This is a genomic window from Erwinia persicina, assembly GCF_019844095.1.
Taxonomy (GTDB): domain Bacteria; phylum Pseudomonadota; class Gammaproteobacteria; order Enterobacterales; family Enterobacteriaceae; genus Erwinia; species Erwinia persicina.
On record NZ_CP082141.1, the window covers coordinates 2,219,719 to 2,239,886 of the forward strand.

Sequence of the window (20,168 nt, forward strand, 5' to 3'; positions counted from 1 at the left end):
CATAAAAAAAGGGCGACATCGTCGCCCTCATCATCATTTCACGTCGCTTATTTAGCGATGTGAGCAACCAGGTCCAGGACCTTGTTGGAGTAGCCAGTTTCGTTATCGTACCAGGAAACCAGTTTAACGAAGGTGTCGCTCAGGGCAATACCGGCTTTAGCATCGAAGATTGAAGTCAGTGTTTCACCGTTGAAATCGGTAGAAACCACTTCGTCTTCGGTGTAACCCAGAACGCCTTTCATTTCGCCTTCAGCAGCGGCTTTAATTGCAGCACAAATTTCTTTGTAAGAAGCAGGTTTAGCCAGACGTGCAGTCAGGTCAACAACGGAAACGTTAGGGGTAGGAACGCGGAACGCCATACCGGTCAGTTTACCGTTCAGTTCAGGGATCACTTTACCTACCGCTTTAGCTGCACCGGTAGAAGAAGGGATGATGTTCTGAGATGCGCCGCGGCCGCCGCGCCAGTCTTTGTGAGACGGGCCATCAACGGTTTTCTGAGTCGCAGTTGTTGCGTGTACAGTGGTCATCAGTGCTTCAACGATACCGAAGTTGTCGTTGATCACTTTTGCCAGCGGTGCCAGGCAGTTGGTGGTACAGGAAGCATTTGAAACGATATCCTGGCCAGCGTAAGACTTGTGGTTTACACCCATAACGAACATTGGGGTGTCATCTTTAGATGGACCGGTCAGAACAACTTTCTTCGCGCCCGCTTCGATGTGTTTACGTGCAGTTTCGTCGGTCAGGAAGATACCGGTCGCTTCTGCAACCACATCCACGCCTACTGCATCCCACTTCAGGTTAGCCGGGTCGCGCTCAGCGGTAACACGGATGGTTTTGCCGTTAACAACCAGATGGCCGTCTTTGACTTCCACGGTGCCATTGAAACGGCCGTGAGTTGAGTCGTATTTCAGCATGTAAGCCATGTACTCTGCGTCCAGCAGATCGTTGATTGCAACGATTTCTACATCAGAACGTTCCTGAGCAGCACGGAAAACGATGCGACCGATACGGCCAAAACCGTTGATACCTACTTTGATAGTCATATATTCCACCAGCTTGTTGATAGTGAATAAAAGGTTGGCTGTAAAATTACAAAAACCATACCAGGCGTCAAGCGGAATCGTGTCAATTGTTGCGACAAATCAAACTGTCGAACAGGAATTATTCAACACAAAACCTTATTCTTGACGCACGAACAACATTGATCTTGGGGCATGTTGCCTGAATATAAAGGGGTCAGCACCTTAAAGGGTGATCTGCGTCACAAAATCAGAGTGGACTGGATCACGATGTGCTGACGATGAGAAAAAATCACCTGATCTTGTTAAGTATTTGTTAGAATACTAACCGATATTTTCAGAATAACACTGCCAGAGAGTCTAGCATGGCTAAAGATAATACACCTTTCTCACCCGAAAATGAGTTAACCGAGATGCAGCGCTATGTCACCCAGCAGCGCGGCACAGAACCACCATACTCGGGAAAACTGCTGCACAACAAAAACGAAGGCATCTATCACTGCCTGGTGTGTCAGGCGCCGTTGTTCCTTTCCGAAACGAAATATGACTCAGGCTGTGGCTGGCCGAGCTTTTATCAGCCTTATAACGATGAGGCAATCCGCTACGTGGAAGATAACACCCACGGTATGCAACGTATTGAAATTCGTTGCGGAAGCTGCGATTCGCACCTTGGCCACGTCTTTCCGGACGGTCCCCAGCCGACCGGTGAGCGCTTCTGCGTCAATTCCGCCTCGTTGAGTTTCACCGACGACGACGGCCACAGCACTCAGGGTTAGGAGTCACGATGGAACTGGAAGAGATGATCGCCAGCATGACGCCGGAAGTGTACCAGCGACTGGTGACGGCCGTGGAAACGGGCAAGTGGGGCGATGGTGTGGCGCTGACGCCGGAACAGAAAGAGAACAGCCTGCAACTGGTGTTACTCTGGCAGGCACGTCACAACGACAATCCGCAACATATGACCATCGCCAGGGGGGGAGAGATAGTGACGAAAAGTAAAAAACAGCTGAAAGAAGAGTTTGGCATCCCCGACGATGCCGTGACGCGCATTAAACTGCAATAAATTATTCCTGCAGGAATAAACGGCGCTAATATTTCACCGGGACGCACGTTATTGCGTGCCGGTTTAGTCACGTGCTAGACGATCCTGGCCCCGGCCATCGCCATGTCTGCCAGCGCCCGCTCACTGTCATTTTCCCGAAGATTGACCCCGCGACAGCCTGCGCTGATCACCTCAACCTGATAGCCAAGCGTCAGAGCGTCCAGGACGCTGAATTTTACGCAGTAGTCAGTGGCCAGACCCATGACAGTCAGGGCGGTGATCCCCCGCGCCTGTAGCCATCCGTGCAGCAGCGTCTGCTGACGCTGGCCGTTATCGTAAAAGGCGCTGTAGCTGTCGATATCCGGATCCTCGCCTTTGCGCACCTGGAGTGTCAACAGTGAACGATCGAGCCCGGGGTGCAGTTCAGCCCCCGGGCTGAGCTGCACGCAGTGGTCCGGCCACCACACCTGAGGCAGGCCGTTCAGCTCGCCCCACGTTCCCGGCTGTGTACCGGCATTGCTGGCAAAACTGCCGTGTTCTGCGGGGTGCCAGTCGAGCGTGGCAATGACCGGCTGCCCGCGCTGGTGGAAGGTTGCAGCCAGCCTATTAGCGAGAGCAATCGTTTGATCACCCTCGCTGACCGCCAGTGCACCGCCGGGGCAAAAATCATTTTGTAAATCGATTAATAACAGTGCCTGGCGGTCACGCATGATCAGTCCTGGGTCAGTTCGCCGCGCAGATTCTGCATCATCAATCGGCGAATGTCATCGCTGGAGAGATCCTGACTGAGCAGAAAGTGCAGTTTGGTCAGCGTTGCCTCTACAGTCAGGTCAGCCCCGCTCACCACCCCGGCATGTGCCAGTGCGTTCCCCGTGGCATAGCCGCCCATATTGACCTTACCCGACATGCACTGGGTAAGATTGACGACGACAATGCCGCGATCGGATGCCTCTTTCAGCTCCCGCAGGAACTCCTTATTCTGTGGCGCATTGCCCACGCCATAAGAGCGCAGGATCAGGGCCTTAACCGGTTGTTGCAGGAAATTACGCACCACCTCAGCCGAAATGCCCGGGTAAATCGTCACCACACCAATCGGCTGCGGCGTGATCGGATGAACGATCAACTCCCCCTGGCCTGCCGGGGCCGGCGGCGTATTCAGGCGACGAATATGGATACCTGCTTCCAGCAGGGGTGCAAGGTTAGGGGAAGCAAAGGCGTTGAAACCATCGGCATGAGCCTTGGTGGTGCGGTTACCGCGATACAGGGTATTGTTGAAGAATAACGTGACTTCATTGATCGGATAGTTCGCCGCAACGAAAAGGGCGTTCAGCAGATTTTGCTGACCGTCGGAGCGCAACTGCTCCAGCGGGATCTGAGAGCCGGTGACGATGACCGGCTTGGCCAGGTTTTCCAGCATGAACGACAGCGCTGAGGCGGTAAAGGCCATGGTGTCGGTGCCGTGTAAAATGACAAAGCCGTCGTAGTGGTCATAATTCAGGCGAATATCATCAGCAATCGATTGCCAGTCCTGCGGCGTCATATCCGATGAGTCAATCAGCGGCTGGTACTCATGGATGGTGAAATCTGGCATCTCGGGTCGGTGAAATTCGGGCATGTTCGCCAGCTGGCGCTGCAGGTGGCCTGACACAGGAACAAAGCCGTGTTCGGAGCGTTGCATACCGATCGTCCCGCCGGTATAGGCGACATAAATGGATTTCTTTTGCATTAGTAAACTCAGGACTTGCCAAAAAAGCGCAGTATAAGGGGAAACGGGAGGAAAAACAGCCCGACCAGATGGCGTCGGGCTGATTAGTGAACCGGGTCACATCTACTTGACGTTACCGCAGGTCAGACAGAAAGCGTAGCGGTTCTGCGGGTCATTTAACTCTCCCATCAATCCTGGCTGCGCTTTCATAGCCTTCATGACGTCCAGCATCGGGGCGGGAAGGTACGCTTTCAGCGCCTCTGGCAGCGCCGCATGTGCGGAAGCATCCACCTGGCTGAACAACGCTTCCAGCAGCCCCGGTTCGCTCTGATACCAGTCAAGTTGCACCTCGTTCAGCTTCGCCAGCTCTTTGGCTTTCGCCACGGCATCGTCGAAGTCTCCCAGTGCATCCACCAGACCATTCGCTTTCGCATCACTGCCGGTCCAGACATGTCCCTGAGCGATCTGATCAATCTGTTCCGGCGTTTTATTGCGTGACTTCGCCACTAAGCCGATGAAGTTTTTGTAACCATTTTCGATGGTTAACTGCATCAGCTGCTGGACTTCTGGCGGCAGTGCCTTGGTACTGGCAACGTCTGCCAGCGGGGAGGTGGCCACGCCATCGGTATGGACGCCAATCGCATCCAGCGAATTTTCCACGGTGTTAATCACGCCAAAGATACCGATAGATCCGGTCAGGGTGTTCGGGCTGGCAATGATGTAGTTAGCCGGGGTAGAAACCCAGTAGCCGCCTGATGCTGCCATTCCCCCCATAGAGACGACCACCGGCTTACCAGCGGCTTTCGCTGCGGCAAGTTCTTCCCGTATCATCTCTGATGCCGTCACGCTGCCACCCGGGCTGTTGACGCGGAAAATAATGGCTTTGATTTTCGGATCAAGGCGGGCGTCACGGATCTCAAGTGCGGTGGTATCGCTTCCGACACTACCCGGTGTTTCTTCGCCATCCATAATGGCACCGTTTGCCGTGATCACTGCAATGTTGCCATCGGTGGTGGGGGCATTTTTCAGCGGATAATCATAAATACTGGTGCCGTTATAATCTTTTGCCTGCTTGTCCCAGCCGAAGGTTTTCACCAGTTGCTGATCGACAAGGGATGGGGAAGCCAGCTCGTCCACCAGTTTGCTGTCCTTCGCATACTGCGCTGTATCGCCGCCGACTTTATTCAGACCATCAAGAACCCCCTGGGCGCCCGGGAAGACCTGATCGGCGGTGATCTGACGGTTTGCCGCCAGCGTATTAACATAGTTCTGCCACAGTTCACCGACCCAGCGGCTGTCTGCATCACGCGCTGCCGGTGACATATCGTCACGCAGGAACGGCTCTACGGCGGACTTATACGTGCCAACGCGGAACACGTGCGAGCTGACCTTAAGTTTGTCCAGCAGCGTTTTATAGTAAAGACCGTTGGTCGCAAAACCGTGCAGGTCTACCGTACCCTGAGGCGAAAGGTAGATCTTACTGGCATAGCTGGCGAGATAATATTGCGCCTGCGTGTAACTGTCGCCCGTCGCATAGATGGGTTTACCGCTGTCGCGGAATTCGCGTAACGCCTTGCCAATGTATTGCAGTGAGGGTTGGTCAGCACCGGCAAAATTACGTAAATCCAGCACCATACCGGTAATTTTCGCATCACCCTTCGCCTGGCGAATGGCATCGACCACGTCAAACAGGGAATTTTCTTTCAGACGATCGCTGCTGGAGCCCAGAAGCTCGCGGCCCAGTTTACTCATGGTGCTACTGACGGAGGGTTTGTCCACCACGACACCACTGAGGTCAACGGTTAGCGCTCCTTTCTGCACGTCGGCCGGGGTGTTTGCACTGTTAAACTGGAACCAGACACCGGCCCCGACCAGTATCAGCAGGACAAGGAAAAGGTTAAGAATAAATTCGCGTACAAAATTCAGCACCCGCCATGTCCACCTGAAAATATTAGCGATAATTCGCCACAAGACGCGCATACACTCTCCATAATCGCAATGAAATGCCCGGTGCGGCACGTGTTGGTGACAACGTAACCGCTAAACCGGGCAGTAATAGACCACATCCTAATTAGCAGTGGCGTAATTGTCAGCAGGAAAAAGTGCAATGCTGTAACAAAACATCATCCTGTGCTAGTTTCAGCGGGATACCAATCATTATCAGGAGGAAGTAATGGACGCTCTGGAATTGCTGGTTAACCGTCGTTCTGCATCCCGTCTGGCCGCGCCCGCCCCGGCGGGTGAGGTACTGGAAAATATTCTGCGCGCCGGAATGCGTGCTCCCGACCATGGCACACTGCAGCCGTGGCGCTTTATTATTATCGAAGAGGAAGGGCGCGATCGCTTTAGCGCACTGCTGGAAAAGGTGTCCCGTGAGGGGCAACTTGACGATAAGGCCATCGAGAAAGCCCGGCAGGCACCGTTCCGCGCGCCGATGATCATTACGGTGGTGGCGCACTGCGAAGAACATCACAAGGTGCCCCGTTGGGAACAGGTCGTTTCTGCCGGCTGTGCCGTGATGGCGATGCAGATGGCGGCAGCCGCACAGGGGTTTAACGGCATCTGGCGAACAGGGGCATGGACAGAAAACGACGCCGTGCGTCAGGCCTTCCACTGCCGCCCACAGGACGCCATCGTGGGCTTCCTTTACCTCGGCACACCGCAGCTTAAATCTTCGACAAATGTATTGCCGTCCGACACTGCGCCGTTTGTCAGCTATTTCTGAGTAATGGAAAGATGAACGAAACCCCCCTTCGTCTGACGCAGTACAGCCATGGAGCCGGCTGCGGTTGTAAAATATCCCCCCGGGTGCTGGATACAATTCTGCACAGCGATCACCCTCTGCGCCACGATCCTCACCTGCTGGTGGGGAACGAGACCCGTGACGATGCTGCCGTTTACGACCTCGGTAACGGAACAGCGGTGATCAGTACCACCGACTTTTTTATGCCGATCGTCGATGATCCTTTCGACTTTGGCCGTATTGCTGCCACCAACGCTATCAGTGATATCTGGGCGATGGGCGGCAAACCGATTATGGCCATTGCTATTCTCGGCTGGCCGGTCAACGTTCTGGCCCCGGAGATTGCCCGCCGGGTGATTGAGGGAGGCCGAAGTGTCTGCGAGCAGGCGGGTATCAGCCTGGCGGGCGGGCACTCCATTGACGCCCCGGAACCGATTTTCGGGCTGGCAGTGACGGGCATCGTGGCCACTGACCAGGTCAAGCGCAACAGCGAGGCACGCCCGGGATGCCGCCTGTATCTCACCAAACCGCTCGGCATCGGCGTGCTGACTACCGCCGAGAAAAAAGCGTTGCTGCGGCCTGAACATACCGGGGTGGCGACAGAAACCATGTGCCAGCTCAATCAGGTTGGGGCAGCATTTGCCCCGGCTGCGGGCGTCAGCGCGATGACCGACGTGACCGGCTTCGGACTGCTGGGGCATCTGAGCGAGATGTGCCAGGGCGCGGGTCTGCACGCCGACCTCTGGTTCAGCGCCATTCCACGCCTGTCGGGGGTGGACGAGTATATTGCCCTCGGTTGCGTCCCGGGCGGGACAGAACGCAATTTTGCCAGCTACGGGCATCTGGTGGGTACGATGAGCGACGCTCAACGTCAGCTGCTGTGTGACCCGCAAACCTCCGGCGGCCTGTTGCTGGCGGTGCTGCCCGGTTCAGAGGCAGAGGTCGAGGCTATTGCCGCTGCGCACGCTATTTCGCTAACACCTATTGGCGAACTCCTGACGGCGCAGGCCGGCAGGGCCGTTATTGAAGTCAAACCCTGAGCAGGAATTCACCCCCGGATGCGTTTGTTTATTGCCGAGAAACCCAGTCTTGCCCGTGCTATTGCGGATGTCCTGCCAAAACCCCACCGTCGGGGCGACGGTTACATTGCCTGTGGCCAGGACCAGGTGGTGACCTGGTGCGTAGGGCACCTGCTGGAGCAGGCACAGCCTGACAGTTATAACAGCCGCTACGCCCGCTGGTCGCTGGCCGACCTGCCGATTGTGCCGGAAAAATGGCAGTTACAGCCGCGGCCTTCCGTAGCGAAGCAGCTCAACGTCATCAAAGGGTTGCTGGCACAGGCGAGCGTGGTGGTCCATGCCGGTGACCCGGATCGTGAAGGGCAGCTGCTGGTCGATGAAGTGCTGGACTACCTGACTCTGCCCGCCGAAAAGCGGGCGCAGGTGCAGCGCTGTCTGATCAACGATCTTAACCCGCAGGCCGTCGAGCGTGCGATCGATCGCCTGCGTGAAAACCGCGAATTTATTCCGCTCTGTGTCTCTGCCCTGGCCAGATCCCGCGCTGACTGGCTGTACGGCATTAATATGACCCGTGCCTATACGCTGCTGGGCCGCAATGCGGGTTATGATGGCGTGCTCTCGGTCGGCCGCGTGCAAACGCCGGTGCTCGGGCTGGTCGTGCGTCGTGATGAAGAGATCGAAAATTTTGTTGCCAAAGATTTTTTTGAAGTTAAAGCGCACATTATCACCCCGAAGGATGAGCGTTTTGTGGCGTTGTGGCAGCCCAGTGATGCCTGTGAGCCTTATCAGGATGAAGAAGGACGCCTGCTACATCGTACTCTTGCTGACCATGTAGTGGGGCGCATTGGCGGGCAGCCCGCCCACGTGACCAGCTATAACGATAAGCGGGAAAATGACACGGCACCGCTGCCTTTTTCCCTGTCGGCTTTACAGATTGAGGCGGGGAAGCGTTTCGGCCTGAGCGCCCAGACGGTGCTGGACACCTGCCAGCGACTTTATGAAACTCACAAACTGATCACTTATCCGCGTTCTGACAGCCGCTATTTGCCAGATGAGCACTTTGCTGGACGTCAGGCAGTACTGAATGCAATCAAGGTACATCAGCCGGATTTAGCGCCACCGGCAGATTTCAACAGTGACCAGAAGAACCGCTGCTGGGATGATAAAAAGGTCGATGCCCACCATGCGATTGTACCCACTGCCCGCAGCAGCCGGGTGAATCTGAGCGATAATGAGCAGCAGATTTATCGGTTGATCGCCACGCAGTATCTGATGCAGTTCTGCCCGGACGCGGTGTACCGCAAATGTATTATTGAACTGGATATTGCTGGCGGTAAATTTGTCGCAAAGGCACGCTTTCTTGCCGAAGCCGGATGGCGTGCGCTGCTGGGCAGCAAAGAGCGCGATGAAGAGAATGACGGCACGCCGCTGCCGGTGGTAAAGAAAAATGATGAGCTGCTGTGCGAGCGGGGGGAAGTGGTGGAAAAGCAAACACAGCCGCCGCGACCGTTCACTGATGCCACGCTGCTGTCAGCCATGACGGGGATTGCACGCTTTGTTCAGGATAAAGATCTAAAGAAAGTGCTGCGTGCGACCGATGGTTTAGGAACTGAAGCGACGCGTGCCGGGATCATCGAGCTGCTGTTTAAACGCACCTTCCTGTATAAAAAGGGGCGCTATATTCACTCCAGCCCGGCGGGGCGCGCGTTGATTCATTCACTGCCGGAGATGGCCGCGCGGCCAGATATGACGGCGCAGTGGGAGTCTACCCTGACCAAAATCAGTGAAAAGCAGTGCCGCTATCAGGACTTTATGTTCCCGATGGTGGAAACCCTGCACAGTCTGATCCACCAGGCGCGGCAGCAGCCGGCTGCGCACGCATTCCGGGGCCTGCCTGCTCCGGCAACGAACAAAGCGAAAAAGCCGCGACGCAAGGCGGCGAAAGAAAAGGAAAGTGAGTGATGAAAGTGCATCTGGCTATGCTGCTGCTGTGTGCCATCAGCGCCCCGTCGCTGGCAGAGCGTTACATCAGTAACGGTCACGGCGACAGTGGTCAATACGGTGGCGGCGGTAATGCTGACGTGGTGGTGGATATGCCGCCAGAAGTCTGGACGCAGGGCGGTCGTGACAGTGCACCCCCGTGTCAGCGCTGCTGTACCTTTGAGAACCGCAGCTATACCGAAGGCGCGGTATTGAAAAGTGAGGGTGTCCTGCTGCAGTGCGTGCGCGACGAAAAGTCACTGGGCACCAATAATCTTATCTGGCGGATTGTAAAATAGCGTGGAGTGCGTCGGGAAGGGTGGCGTTGCTCCCCGTCCCGACGCTGACCCGTCAGGATGACAGGTTGAATTCTGCCCAGATCGGCGCATGGTCAGAGGGTTTTTCCATGCTGCGGATCGCATAGTCAATCCCGGTGGCCACACAGCGCTCTGCAAGCGGTCGGCTGGCCAGCACCAGGTCAATACGCAGCCCGCGGTTGTCATCAAAGCCTTTTGAACGATAGTCAAACCATGAGAAGCGGTCGTTGACGTCCGGGTTCTGGGCGCGCCAGGTATCGACCAGGCCCCAGTTCATCAGGCGATCCATCCACTCGCGCTCTTCCGGCAGGAAAGAACACTTCCCGGTACGCAGCCAGCGCTTACGGCTGTCTTCGCCGATACCAATATCCAGGTCGGTGCTGCTGATATTCATATCACCCATGATCAATACTTTATTGTCGGCAGTCTGCTGCTGCTCAAGGTAGTTTTGCAGATCGCGATAAAATTTCTCTTTCGCCGGGAATTTCGTCGGGTGGTCGCGGCTTTCTCCCTGCGGGAAATAGCCATTGAGCACGGTGACAATCCCCGATGGGGTCTGGATGTCTGCCATAATCATCCGGCGCTGGGCCTCTTCATCATCGCCATCAAAGCCACGGCGGACGGCGACAGGCTCTGCTTTCGTCATCAGGGCGACGCCGTAGTGGCCTTTCTGCCCGTGATAAAACACGTGATAGCCGAGTTTAGCCACGTCCTCAAGCGGGAACATATCGTCGTGTACTTTTGTTTCCTGCAGACCGATGACGTCCGGCTGATGCTGCTCAACAATCGCTTCAAGCTGATGAGGTCGAGCACGCAGCCCATTGATATTAAAAGAAAGAAATTTCATAGCGCAGGCCATTTTGCGTGAATTAAGAGGGCGGAATGGTAGCAGGTTTCAGGCAGAGAAAGAAATATTGCTGTGAGACATGGCGTGGTCTTACTGCGCTCGACATAAACCTTCGGGGCGACGCTTCTCATCCTTCCCATCGAGAAAATGAAGGGGCAGCAAAATCAGTATGTTCAGAAGATAATGAAGATGGTGGTGGGGGAAGGATGACTGCGCCGCTGCGCGCCTTGCCCTGCGGGCCGCCACGACTGGCGTTGTCTCACTGCGCTCGACACAAACCTTCGGGTCGAAGCTTCTCATCCTTCCCATCGGGAAAATGAAGGGGCAGCAAAATCAGTATGTTCAGAAGATAATGCAGATGGTGGTGGGGGAAGGAAGACAGCGTCGCTGCGCGCCTTGCCCTGTGGGCCGCCATGACTGGCGTTGTCTCACTGCGCTCGACACAAACCTTCGGGTCGAAGCTTATCATCCTTCCCATCGGGAAAATGAAGGGGCAGCAAAATCAGTATGTTCAGAAGATAATGAAGATGGTGGTGGGGGAAGGATTCGAACCTTCGAAGTCGATGACGGCAGATTTACAGTCTGCTCCCTTTGGCCGCTCGGGAACCCCACCAGGGGAAGCGTGATAACAAGTATGAAGTGTGAAGTGTGAAGTGTGAGGCATATTTTCAAATAAATAACAGTCTGAAAATGGTGGTGGGGGAAGGATTCGAACCTTCGAAGTCGATGACGGCAGATTTACAGTCTGCTCCCTTTGGCCGCTCGGGAACCCCACCACTGGCCTTACTCACTCTGCTTGTTAAGCGGGGCGCATCATATCAAATGAAGTGACGCTGTAAAGCCCCGTTTTGTATAAAGCGGCGTGTTTGCCGTTTTTTTGCCCGGGATGCTGTTTTGTCAGACAAAACAGCATCATCCGGCTTACAGAATGATGGTGCGGTTACCATAAACAAAGACGCGCTGCGCCAGTACCTGATAGAGCGCACGGCTAAGAGCATTCTTCTCAACATCGCGACCGGCACGCATCATATCTTCAGCGGTGTAGGTGTGATCGACGTGGATCACGTCCTGCATAATAATCGGGCCTTCGTCCAGATTATCATTCACATAGTGCGCGGTTGCGCCAATGATCTTCACGCCACGCTCATACGCCTGATGGTAAGGGCGTGCGCCGATAAAGGCCGGCAGGAACGAGTGGTGAATATTGATGATCTGATTGGGATAACGCTGCACGAATCCCGGCGTCAACACGCGCATGTATTTTGCCAGCACCACGTAATCAGGCTGATAGCGGTCAATTTCTGCCGCCATATTGGTATCATGTTCTTCGCGGGTTAATCCTTCGTGGCTGACCAGAACGAAGGGGATGTCGAAGCGCTCGACCAGGGTACGCAGGGTATCGTGGTTACCAATGACCGCCGCAATTTCAACATCCAGGCCGCCATAGGCACTCTTCATCAGCAAATCACCCAGGCAGTGTGCCTCTTTGGTGACCAGAATAACAATCCTGCGACGGCCAGCCGGTTGCAACTCACGTACAGAGCCCACTGGTAGTGCACTGTCAAGGTCGGCAAGCAGCGTACTGTCGTTGAATATGCCTTCCAGCTCGGTACGCATGAAAAAACGCCCGGTACGGTGATCAACGAACTCATTGTTTTGCACAATATTCAGTTCGTGTTTGTAGCAAATATTGGTAATTTTAGCGATCAGCCCTTTAGCATCCGGGCAGATGGTGCGTAGAACTTTACGTTGCAGTGTTTGCGCTTGCATTGCGATGGTAATCCTGTCGATACAGATGGGAAATCCAGGTCACTACTGACCACAGCATTTCTTGTATTTTTTACCGGAGCCACAGGGGCACTGGTCATTACGCCCGATTGGCGGGAAGGTTCCGTCAATATAGTACCAGCGTTGCTCCTCCCGAAGAAAGCGCGAACGTTCATGAATAAAACTTTCGCGGCCATTTTCCGTAAAACGCGCAAAAAAGGTCACATATCCCATAGCCTTTTCGGGCAAGGTTTCCATACTGATTAGCGTTAAGCCACGCCAGTGAGTATGGGCATAACTCTCCTCAATACTGGTCGCAAAATGCTGCGCGTTACAGGAGGGGTGCCAGGTGGCGACCAGATAGGGTGTATCCTGCTTCACGTAAGCACTGTAACGTGACCGCATTAAGGCTTCTGGGGTGGCCGGGAGTGTGCTCCCGTTTAGATACGGCTCGCAACATAGGCTATACTGCAATCCGCTACCGCACGGACAATGTTCAGACACGTTGACTCCGGAAGTTTTTATAACAGGTAAAATGAGATTCAGGCGTCATGATAACCGGGGAGACGCGGTGATGCCATTTGATCGTTGAGTACTGGCCAGAGGTGGAATGAGACAGGTAAAGATCGGGCTTGCGTTGGGATCGGGAGCGGCCAAAGGATGGGCCCATATCGGGGTGATTAATGCGCTGGAGCGCGCTGGCATACGTATTGACGTCGTGGCGGGGTGCTCGGTGGGCGCGCTGGTGGGTGCCGCCTATGCGAATCAGCGCTTGCCGTTAATGGAACGCTGGGTCCGATCTTTCAGCTACTGGCAGGTGATCCGCCTGATGGACTTTTCCTGGCAGCGGGGTGGCTTAATCCGCGGTGAAAGAGTATTCAGCCATGTCCGCCGTTTGATGGACTGCGACACTATTCAGCAGTGCTCTCTCCCTTTTGGGGCCGTCGCCACCAACCTCAGCACGGGGCGTGAACTGTGGCTGACGGAAGGGGATATTCATCAGGCAGTGCGTGCTTCCTGCAGTATGCCAGGCTTACTGGCACCAGTAAGCTGGAATGGATACTGGCTGGTGGACGGTGCCGTCGTCAATCCTGTTCCTGTCTCACTGACGCGTGCGCTGGGCGCGGACATCGTGATTGCTGTCGACCTGCAACATGATGCTCACCTTATGCAACAAGACTTGTTTTCCGTAACGCCGGAGCCTGAAGGGCCGGACATGCCGCTATCCGTTGACAGCTGGAGTGGCCGACTGCGGCAGCGTATCGGGCGTTTTAAATCGCGCAGAATGAATTACACGCCCGGTGCCATGGAAATCATGTCTACATCCATCCAGGTCCTGGAAAACCGGCTTAAGCGTAATCGCATGGCGGGTGACCCTCCTGATGTTCTGATACAGCCATTCTGCCCGCAAATTTCCACCCTGGATTTTCATCGGGCAGAGGAAGCGATTGAAGCGGGGAGACTATCCGTTGAGAAAAAAATGGACGAACTGTTACCGCTGGTGCGTGACAGACAATAGCGTGGTCAATTAAGCATGCTACTTCAGGAAATTCTGAGAGGCGCAAAGGCCGTTTATAGACCACTATTGAGGTATCTGTTATGCAGGGGGACACAATGGAAAAACCATTAAGCGGAAAACATATTCTCATCGTTGAGGACGAAGTCGTTTTCCGTTCCCTGCTGGACAACTTCCTTACCGGGCTTGGCGCCGTCGTCACGTTGGCTGATGACGGTGTTCACGCGCTTGAACAAATGAGCCGGACTCAACCCGATCTGATGATTTGTGATCTGGCCATGCCACGAATGGGCGGCATTCAACTGGTCGAGCATATTCGCAGTCGTGGCGGTGCGCTGCCAATTCTGGTGATTTCAGCGACTGAAAACATGTCGGATATTGCGAATGTGCTGCGCATTGGCGTGCAGGATGTGCTGCTGAAGCCGGTGAAAGATCTTGGCAGGCTGCGTGAAGCGGTCTTCGAATGTCTTTATCCCTCAATGTTTACTTCGAAGGTGGAGGAGGACGAGCAATTATTCCAGGACTGGGATGCGCTGGTCAATGACCCTCAGTCTGCGGCAAAACTGCTGAAAGAGCTGCAGCCCCCTGTGCAGCAGACTATCGCCCATTGTCGGGTGAACTACCGTCAACTGACCATGGCAGAACAGCCGGGTCTGGTCTTAGACGTGGCGGCACTCTCTGAAAAAGATCTCGCCTTCTACTGCCTCGATGTGACGCGTGCAGGAGATAACGGGGTACTGGCTGCGCTGTTGTTGCGCGCCCTGTTTAATGGCCTGCTGCAAGAGCAGCTTTCCGGTCAGGGGCCAAGGCTACCTGAACTGGGCGCACTGCTGAAACAGGTTAATCTGTTACTCCGCCAGGCCAATTTAAAAGGGCAGTTCCCATTGCTGGTGGGTTATTATCATCAGGGTTTAAAAAATCTTATCCTGGTTTCTGCTGGTTTAAACGCCACTCTCAATATCCATACCCACCAAATTCAATTAAGCAATGGTGTTCCGTTGGGCACATTTGGCAGCACACATCTTAACCAAATTAGCCAGCGTTGTGATGCCTGGCAATGTCAGGTGTGGGGGGCCGGAGGGCGACTGCGCCTGATGTTATCGGCCGAATGACCGCCACCCAACGCTTTTCAACTGGCCCTGGCAGACAGGGCCAGTGATAACCTTTACAATTGGGTAATTATCTTAATTTATGCAGAAAAGGTTTATCCAGGATAAATCCGCGTGGGTTCCACTGGTATACTCACTTCGTTATTTTAACTCGACATATCAAGTAATAACTTGAACGGCCTAAAGAGAGGTACTTTGATGTCTGCCTATAAGTCCAAAGTAAAAAAAGCGGTAATCCCTGTTGCTGGTTTGGGAACGCGTATGTTACCTGCCACCAAGGCGATTCCAAAAGAGATGCTGCCGCTGGTTGATAAGCCGCTGATTCAGTATGTCGTAAACGAGTGTATCGCAGCAGGGATCAATGAAATTGTGCTGGTTACGCACTCTTCTAAAAACTCCATTGAAAACCACTTCGATACCAGTTTTGAGCTGGAAGCCATGCTGGAAAAACGCGTTAAGCGCCAGTTGCTGGAAGAGATCCAGTCAATCTGCCCACCGCATGTGACCATCATGCAGGTGCGTCAGGGCCTGGCGAAAGGCCTTGGCCACGCAGTCATGTGTGCCTGGCCGGTGATTGGCAATGAACCCGTTGCCGTTATCCTGCCCGATGTCATCATCGACGAATACGAATCGGATCTGTCGAAAGACAACCTGGCAGAAATGATGAAGCGTTTCGACGAAACCGGTCACAGCCAGATCATGGTAGAGCCTGTTGCCGATGTAACGGCCTATGGCGTGGTTGACTGCCAGGGTGCCGAGCTGAAGCCTGGCGACAGCGCACCGATGGTCGGAGTGGTAGAAAAACCTAAAGCAGACAAAGCGCCTTCTAACCTTGCGGTGGTTGGTCGTTACATTCTGTCTGCCGATATCTGGCCACTGCTGGCGAAAACGCCTCCAGGTGCCGGTGACGAAATTCAGCTGACCGACTCCATTGCGATGCTGATGGAAAAAGAGACAGTAGAAGCTTATCACCTCAAAGGGATCAGCCACGACTGCGGTAACAAACTGGGCTATATGCAGGCCTTCGTTGAGTACGGTGTGCGTCATAACACGCTGGGCAGCGATTTCAAAGCCTGGCTTGAAAGCACCGTTAATAATAAAAAGTAAGTTTAATTTCTAACCGGGACAATTCAATGAAAGTCACCGTATTTGGTATCGGCTATGTTGGTCTGGTTCAGGCTGCGGTTCTGGCCGAAGTCGGACATGACGTTCTTTGCATCGATGTCGACGAGAACAAAGTCGAGAATCTGAAGAAAGGGATCATTCCTATTTTTGAACCGGGCCTGACGCCGCTGGTGATGCAAAACTATGAGGCAGGTCGCCTCAAGTTTTCTACCAACGCCGAAGATGGCGTTAACCATGGTGTAATGCAGTTTATTGCTGTAGGCACGCCACCGGATGAAGATGGTTCCGCTGACCTGAAATATGTTACAGCGGTTGCGCGTACCATTGCGCAGCACATGAAAGACCACAAAGTGGTGCTGGACAAGTCTACTGTTCCTGTTGGCACAGCCGATCGGGTTCGCAAGGTAATGGAAGAAACGCTGAAGGAGCGCGGTGAAGCGCTGACTTTTGATGTGGTTTCTAATCCGGAATTCCTCAAAGAGGGGGCTGCGGTCAGCGACTGTATGCGTCCTGAGCGTATCGTTATCGGCACTGATAACGACGAGGTGGTTGAACTGCTGCGTGAGCTGTATGAGCCGTTCAACCGCAATCACGACCGTATGATCCTGATGGATATTCGTAGTGCTGAACTGACCAAGTATGCGGCCAACTGCATGCTGGCGACGAAGATCAGCTTTATGAACGAAATCTCCAACCTGGCCGAGCGCCTGGGGGCAGACGTCGAAAAAGTTCGTCAGGGTATTGGGTCTGATTCGCGCATTGGTTACTCGTTTATCTACCCTGGCTGCGGCTATGGTGGTTCCTGCTTCCCGAAAGATGTGCAGGCGCTGATCCGTACGGCTGAGCAGATTGGCTATAAGCCACGTCTGCTGCAGGCGGTGGAAGACGTTAACGACTCGCAGAAGAACAAGCTGCCGACCTTTATCAAACGTCATTTTGGCGACAACCTGCAGGGCAAAACCTTTGCCGTATGGGGCCTGTCCTTTAAGCCAAACACCGATGATATGCGTGAAGCCTCCAGCCGTGTGCTGATGGAAGCACTATGGCAGGCAGGCGCAACGGTTCAGGCGTTTGATCCGGAAGCGATGGACGAAGCACAGCGCATCTATGGCCACCGCAGCGACCTTAAGCTGATGGGAACCAAAGAGGCGGCGCTTCAGGGTGCTGATGGTCTGGTCATTTGTACTGAATGGCAGAATTTCCGCGCGCCTGATTTTGACGTGATTAAAAATGCACTCAAAGAACCCGTGATTTTTGATGGTCGTAACCTGTATGATCCAGAAAGAATCAGCAAACGCGGTTTTGTTTATTATGCAATCGGCCGCGGAGCATCTCTTAACATTGCATAATTAACGAGGGTAGTATGAAATATCTGGTCACCGGCGCAGCAGGATTTATTGGCTTTCATGTCACTCAACGTCTGCTTGCCGCCGGTCACCAGGTTGTCGGTCTCGACAACCTGAATGATTATTACGATGTTAACCTTAAGACGGCACGTCTTGATCTGATTAACACCCACCCGAATTTTACCTTTATGAAAGGCGACCTGGCCGATCGTGAAGGCATCGCTGAGCTGTTTCGCTCTCAGCGCTTCCAACGTGTTATCCACCTTGCTGCTCAGGCGGGGGTGCGTTATTCACTGGAAAACCCCCTGGCTTATGCTGATGCCAACCTGATTGGCCACCTTAATATCCTGGAAGGGTGCCGGCATAATCAGGTGGAACATTTGCTGTATGCTTCTTCCAGCTCGGTATATGGGCTGAACCGTAAAATGCCATTCTCAACGGACGACTCAGTTGACCATCCGGTATCCCTTTACGCGGCGACGAAGAAAGCCAATGAGCTGATGTCACATACCTATTCTCATCTGTATGGTATTCCCACCACCGGCTTACGTTTCTTTACCGTCTATGGCCCGTGGGGGCGTCCGGATATGGCACTGTTTAAATTCACCCGAGCGATTATCGCGGGTGAAAAAATTGATGTGTATAACCATGGTCAGATGCGACGCGACTTTACCTATATCGATGATATTGCCGAAGCTATTCTTCGTTTGCAGGATGTTATCCCACAGGCGGATATAAACTGGACGGTTGAAAGTGGCAGTCCGGCCACCAGCTCTGCGCCTTATCGCGTTTATAATATCGGTAATAGTCAACCGGTCACGCTGATGAAGTATATTGAGGCGCTCGAAAGCGCTCTGGGACAGGTTGCTGAAAAGAATATGCTGCCTATGCAGCCGGGTGACGTGATGGAAACCAGTGCGGATACGACAGCGCTTTACAAAGTCATTGGTTTCAAACCTCAAACCTCAGTAGAAGAGGGTGTGGCCCGCTTTGTAGAGTGGTACAAAGATTTTTATCAGAAATAAGCCTGTCAGGCTGATGCAATGAAAAAGGGAGCCTGATGGCTCCCTTGTTTTATCTTAACCTGATGAAAAAATTAAAATATGACCCAAAACCCCATTTTAACTATGGAATATTAGAGAAGGACCCTGAGCAGTATTACAGCAGAAAATCATCCAGATTCTTGCCTTGCTCTTCAATTGCTTTTTTAATCACAGCAGGCGTACGGCCCTGACCCGTCCAGGTTTTGCTTTCGCCGTTTTCATCAATGTAAGAGTATTTAGCAGGACGTGCTGCACGTTTGGCTTTACCCGGCGCTTTAGCCGCAGCCAGCGTGGAGAGTAATTCATTAGGATCAATGCCATCAGCAATAAGCATGTCGCGATACTGCTGTAGTTTGCGCGTGCGCTCTTCAACTTCTGCCTGAGCCTGACTGTCTTCTTCACGGCGTTCGTTGACGACAACTTCCAGTTTTTCCAGCATTTCTTCCAGCGTCTCCAGGCTACATTCTCTTGCCTGCGCACGCAGTGTACGGATATTGTTCAGAATTTTAAGTGCTTCGCTCATTGTCCAATTCTCTAATTTTAATTGATGGGGATATTTCTGCCTGATAATAATAGTGTTCGCCATTACGAACTGCAATAGTTAATTTTGTAAGAAAATAGATTGTGGTAATAGAAAGTAAAAACGGGGGGAGGTTGAGCGGTTAATAGGATATTTCACAGAAATTAATGGCCAGCATTCAACAGGTATAGCCGCAGTGATGTCGCCGATAACGGCCATTCATTAATAGTAAAAAGCGGTTGGTTTATGCTGAAAATGCCTGTTCTTCTTCTTTTTCGCTGTGATATTTCCGCTGGCAGGAAAGCTTTCATTCCCTTACTTTATGATACACTGCGGCCTTCCTTGATCACTTTGGAGTAGGGTGGGTGGCTCAACTTTATTTCTATTACTCTGCCATGAATGCCGGTAAGTCTACGGCGTTGTTGCAATCTTCTTATAATTATCATGAGCGCGGAATGCGTACGCTGGTGTATACCGCTGAAATCGATAACCGCTTTGGTGCAGGCAAAGTCAGCTCACGAATTGGCCTTTCATCTCCAGCAAAATTGTATAATAACGCGACGTCATTGTATGGCGAGATTAACGCAGAACATCAGTTGGAACCGGTTCACTGTGTCCTGGTTGATGAAAGCCAGTTTTTAACGCGCGATCAGGTTCGGGCACTTTCAGAAGTGGTCGATCATTTAGATATACCCGTACTCTGCTATGGGTTGCGTACGGATTTTCGCGGTGAGTTGTTTATCGGCAGTCAGTATCTGCTGGCATGGTCCGATAAGCTGGTGGAATTAAAAACTATCTGCCACTGCGGCAGAAAGGCCAGCATGGTATTACGGCTGGATGAAAGCGGAAAACCCTTCGAAGAAGGGGAGCAGGTGCAAATTGGCGGCAATGAGCGCTACGTATCGGTGTGCCGTAAACATTATTACGAAGCGTTAAACAGTGGCTCGATGGAGGCTATATTCGGCCATCGCCACCTGACCTCCGGCAACTGACAATATTTTTCAGCAGGGGACTAAGCCAGCCGCTCGTTTCTCCGGTCCGTAAGCGTGGCTTACGGATGATGGAATAAA

The 20,168-nt window shown here is 53.3% G+C and carries 20 protein-coding genes, 2 tRNA genes and 2 other RNA genes; 12 read left to right on the forward strand and 12 right to left on the reverse strand.

The window, feature by feature from the left end; genetic code table 11:
* Positions 1 to 47: 47 nt before the first annotated feature.
* Positions 48 to 1,043: a glyceraldehyde-3-phosphate dehydrogenase gene (gene gapA, locus K6L24_RS10040; protein ID WP_062746136.1), complete on the reverse strand. Its 996-nt coding sequence runs from the start codon at positions 1,041 to 1,043 to the stop codon at positions 48 to 50.
* 341 nt (positions 1,044 to 1,384) lie between these two features.
* Here gapA and msrB point away from each other — a divergent pair, with 341 nt between their 5' ends.
* Positions 1,385 to 1,795 carry a peptide-methionine (R)-S-oxide reductase MsrB gene (gene msrB, locus K6L24_RS10045; RefSeq protein ID WP_118664058.1) on the forward strand — a complete coding sequence of 137 codons (411 nt, stop codon included), beginning with the start codon at positions 1,385 to 1,387 and terminating at the stop codon, positions 1,793 to 1,795.
* 8 nt (positions 1,796 to 1,803) lie between these two features.
* Entirely contained in the window at positions 1,804 to 2,082 is a 279-nt protein-coding gene (locus K6L24_RS10050) for a YeaC family protein (RefSeq protein WP_062746132.1), read from the forward strand.
* Between the two features lie 74 nt (positions 2,083 to 2,156).
* Here K6L24_RS10050 and pncA read toward each other — a convergent pair whose 3' ends face one another.
* From pncA to sppA, 3 genes are all read right to left on the reverse strand, one after another.
* Positions 2,157 to 2,771 carry a bifunctional nicotinamidase/pyrazinamidase gene (gene pncA, locus K6L24_RS10055; RefSeq protein ID WP_118664059.1) on the reverse strand — a complete coding sequence of 205 codons (615 nt, stop codon included), beginning with the start codon at positions 2,769 to 2,771 and terminating at the stop codon, positions 2,157 to 2,159.
* A gap of 2 nt (positions 2,772 to 2,773) precedes the next feature.
* Positions 2,774 to 3,787, reverse strand: coding sequence for an asparaginase (gene ansA, locus K6L24_RS10060; RefSeq protein WP_062746127.1), 1,014 nt, complete (start codon positions 3,785 to 3,787; stop codon positions 2,774 to 2,776).
* Positions 3,788 to 3,889: 102 nt separating this feature from the next.
* Positions 3,890 to 5,746: a signal peptide peptidase SppA gene (gene sppA / locus K6L24_RS10065; RefSeq protein ID WP_062746125.1), complete on the reverse strand. Its 1,857-nt coding sequence runs from the start codon at positions 5,744 to 5,746 to the stop codon at positions 3,890 to 3,892.
* 193 nt (positions 5,747 to 5,939) lie between these two features.
* Between sppA and K6L24_RS10070 the strand changes: the two genes are divergently transcribed.
* Genes K6L24_RS10070 through K6L24_RS10085 form a run of 4 tightly spaced genes read left to right on the forward strand, consistent with a single transcriptional unit; the run spans position 5,940 to position 9,807 of the window.
* On the forward strand, positions 5,940 to 6,491 hold the full coding sequence (locus tag K6L24_RS10070; protein ID WP_062746123.1) for an NAD(P)H nitroreductase: 552 nt from the start codon (positions 5,940 to 5,942) through the stop codon (positions 6,489 to 6,491).
* Positions 6,492 to 6,502: 11 nt separating this feature from the next.
* Positions 6,503 to 7,549 (forward strand): selenide, water dikinase SelD, encoded by a 1,047-nt coding sequence (selD, locus tag K6L24_RS10075; protein WP_062746121.1) that lies wholly within the window; start codon positions 6,503 to 6,505, stop codon positions 7,547 to 7,549.
* Between the two features lie 18 nt (positions 7,550 to 7,567).
* Entirely contained in the window at positions 7,568 to 9,490 is a 1,923-nt protein-coding gene (locus K6L24_RS10080; RefSeq protein WP_222682266.1) for a DNA topoisomerase III, read from the forward strand.
* Positions 9,490 to 9,807 carry a YnjH family protein gene (locus K6L24_RS10085; protein ID WP_222682316.1) on the forward strand — a complete coding sequence of 106 codons (318 nt, stop codon included), beginning with the start codon at positions 9,490 to 9,492 and terminating at the stop codon, positions 9,805 to 9,807. Before K6L24_RS10080 ends, K6L24_RS10085 begins: the two co-directional genes overlap by 1 nt.
* A 52-nt stretch (positions 9,808 to 9,859) precedes the next feature.
* On the opposite strand, the gene xthA is transcribed toward K6L24_RS10085, so the two are convergent.
* The 7 genes from xthA to K6L24_RS10120 form a co-directional block, all read right to left on the reverse strand.
* Complete coding sequence (xthA, locus tag K6L24_RS10090; protein WP_062746115.1) at positions 9,860 to 10,672, reverse strand: exodeoxyribonuclease III; 813 nt, start codon at positions 10,670 to 10,672, stop codon at positions 9,860 to 9,862.
* A gap of 190 nt (positions 10,673 to 10,862) precedes the next feature.
* Positions 10,863 to 10,993: non-coding RNA, RtT sRNA (locus K6L24_RS10095), on the reverse strand.
* 38 nt (positions 10,994 to 11,031) lie between these two features.
* Positions 11,032 to 11,162: non-coding RNA, RtT sRNA (locus K6L24_RS10100), on the reverse strand.
* A 38-nt stretch (positions 11,163 to 11,200) separates the two neighbouring features.
* Positions 11,201 to 11,285 (reverse strand) — tRNA-Tyr (locus tag K6L24_RS10105).
* Between the two features lie 78 nt (positions 11,286 to 11,363).
* Positions 11,364 to 11,448: transfer RNA gene (locus tag K6L24_RS10110), tRNA-Tyr, on the reverse strand.
* A gap of 145 nt (positions 11,449 to 11,593) precedes the next feature.
* Complete coding sequence (gene purU / locus K6L24_RS10115) at positions 11,594 to 12,442, reverse strand: formyltetrahydrofolate deformylase (RefSeq protein WP_062743110.1); 849 nt, start codon at positions 12,440 to 12,442, stop codon at positions 11,594 to 11,596.
* Positions 12,443 to 12,484: 42 nt separating this feature from the next.
* On the reverse strand, positions 12,485 to 12,943 hold the full coding sequence (locus tag K6L24_RS10120) for a YchJ family protein (RefSeq protein WP_062743111.1): 459 nt from the start codon (positions 12,941 to 12,943) through the stop codon (positions 12,485 to 12,487).
* Between the two features lie 106 nt (positions 12,944 to 13,049).
* On the opposite strand from K6L24_RS10120, the gene rssA reads away from it, so the two are divergent.
* From rssA to K6L24_RS10145, 5 genes are all read left to right on the forward strand, one after another.
* On the forward strand, positions 13,050 to 13,958 hold the full coding sequence (gene rssA, locus K6L24_RS10125; protein WP_062743112.1) for a patatin-like phospholipase RssA: 909 nt from the start codon (positions 13,050 to 13,052) through the stop codon (positions 13,956 to 13,958).
* 95 nt (positions 13,959 to 14,053) lie between these two features.
* Entirely contained in the window at positions 14,054 to 15,067 is a 1,014-nt protein-coding gene (gene rssB / locus K6L24_RS10130) for a two-component system response regulator RssB (protein WP_062743113.1), read from the forward strand.
* A 195-nt stretch (positions 15,068 to 15,262) separates the two neighbouring features.
* Positions 15,263 to 16,171 (forward strand): UTP--glucose-1-phosphate uridylyltransferase GalU, encoded by a 909-nt coding sequence (galU, locus tag K6L24_RS10135; RefSeq protein WP_062743114.1) that lies wholly within the window; start codon positions 15,263 to 15,265, stop codon positions 16,169 to 16,171.
* Positions 16,172 to 16,197: 26 nt separating this feature from the next.
* Entirely contained in the window at positions 16,198 to 17,538 is a 1,341-nt protein-coding gene (locus K6L24_RS10140; protein WP_062743115.1) for a UDP-glucose dehydrogenase family protein, read from the forward strand.
* Positions 17,539 to 17,552: 14 nt separating this feature from the next.
* Complete coding sequence (locus K6L24_RS10145; protein ID WP_062743116.1) at positions 17,553 to 18,560, forward strand: NAD-dependent epimerase; 1,008 nt, start codon at positions 17,553 to 17,555, stop codon at positions 18,558 to 18,560.
* A 133-nt stretch (positions 18,561 to 18,693) separates the two neighbouring features.
* Here K6L24_RS10145 and hns read toward each other — a convergent pair whose 3' ends face one another.
* Positions 18,694 to 19,101 (reverse strand): histone-like nucleoid-structuring protein H-NS, encoded by a 408-nt coding sequence (gene hns, locus K6L24_RS10150; RefSeq protein WP_062743117.1) that lies wholly within the window; start codon positions 19,099 to 19,101, stop codon positions 18,694 to 18,696.
* 362 nt (positions 19,102 to 19,463) lie between these two features.
* On the opposite strand from hns, the gene tdk reads away from it, so the two are divergent.
* The gene (gene tdk / locus K6L24_RS10155; protein WP_062743118.1) at positions 19,464 to 20,090 is read left to right on the forward strand and encodes a thymidine kinase; all 627 of its coding nucleotides are present in this window, start codon (positions 19,464 to 19,466) and stop codon (positions 20,088 to 20,090) included.
* Positions 20,091 to 20,168: the final 78 nt, after the last annotated feature.

Bases quoted from the DNA above. Each gene is read 5' to 3' on its own strand.
- hns (WP_062743117.1), bottom strand. From the start codon at position 19,101: ATGAGCGAAGCACTTAAAATTCTGAACAATATCCGTACACTGCGTGCG.
- K6L24_RS10140 (WP_062743115.1), top strand. From the start codon at position 16,198: ATGAAAGTCACCGTATTTGGTATCGGCTATGTTGGTCTGGTTCAGGCT.
- xthA (WP_062746115.1), bottom strand. From the start codon at position 10,672: ATGAAATTTCTTTCTTTTAATATCAATGGGCTGCGTGCTCGACCTCAT.
- K6L24_RS10080 (WP_222682266.1), top strand. From the start codon at position 7,568: ATGCGTTTGTTTATTGCCGAGAAACCCAGTCTTGCCCGTGCTATTGCG.
- K6L24_RS10070 (WP_062746123.1), top strand. From the start codon at position 5,940: ATGGACGCTCTGGAATTGCTGGTTAACCGTCGTTCTGCATCCCGTCTG.
- selD (WP_062746121.1), top strand. From the start codon at position 6,503: ATGAACGAAACCCCCCTTCGTCTGACGCAGTACAGCCATGGAGCCGGC.
- purU (WP_062743110.1), bottom strand. From the start codon at position 12,442: ATGCAAGCGCAAACACTGCAACGTAAAGTTCTACGCACCATCTGCCCG.
- K6L24_RS10050 (WP_062746132.1), top strand. From the start codon at position 1,804: ATGGAACTGGAAGAGATGATCGCCAGCATGACGCCGGAAGTGTACCAG.
- msrB (WP_118664058.1), top strand. From the start codon at position 1,385: ATGGCTAAAGATAATACACCTTTCTCACCCGAAAATGAGTTAACCGAG.
- galU (WP_062743114.1), top strand. From the start codon at position 15,263: ATGTCTGCCTATAAGTCCAAAGTAAAAAAAGCGGTAATCCCTGTTGCT.
- K6L24_RS10145 (WP_062743116.1), top strand. From the start codon at position 17,553: ATGAAATATCTGGTCACCGGCGCAGCAGGATTTATTGGCTTTCATGTC.
- pncA (WP_118664059.1), bottom strand. From the start codon at position 2,771: ATGCGTGACCGCCAGGCACTGTTATTAATCGATTTACAAAATGATTTT.
- K6L24_RS10085 (WP_222682316.1), top strand. From the start codon at position 9,490: ATGAAAGTGCATCTGGCTATGCTGCTGCTGTGTGCCATCAGCGCCCCG.
- rssA (WP_062743112.1), top strand. From the start codon at position 13,050: ATGAGACAGGTAAAGATCGGGCTTGCGTTGGGATCGGGAGCGGCCAAA.
- ansA (WP_062746127.1), bottom strand. From the start codon at position 3,787: ATGCAAAAGAAATCCATTTATGTCGCCTATACCGGCGGGACGATCGGT.
- gapA (WP_062746136.1), bottom strand. From the start codon at position 1,043: ATGACTATCAAAGTAGGTATCAACGGTTTTGGCCGTATCGGTCGCATC.
- rssB (WP_062743113.1), top strand. From the start codon at position 14,054: ATGGAAAAACCATTAAGCGGAAAACATATTCTCATCGTTGAGGACGAA.
- sppA (WP_062746125.1), bottom strand. From the start codon at position 5,746: ATGCGCGTCTTGTGGCGAATTATCGCTAATATTTTCAGGTGGACATGG.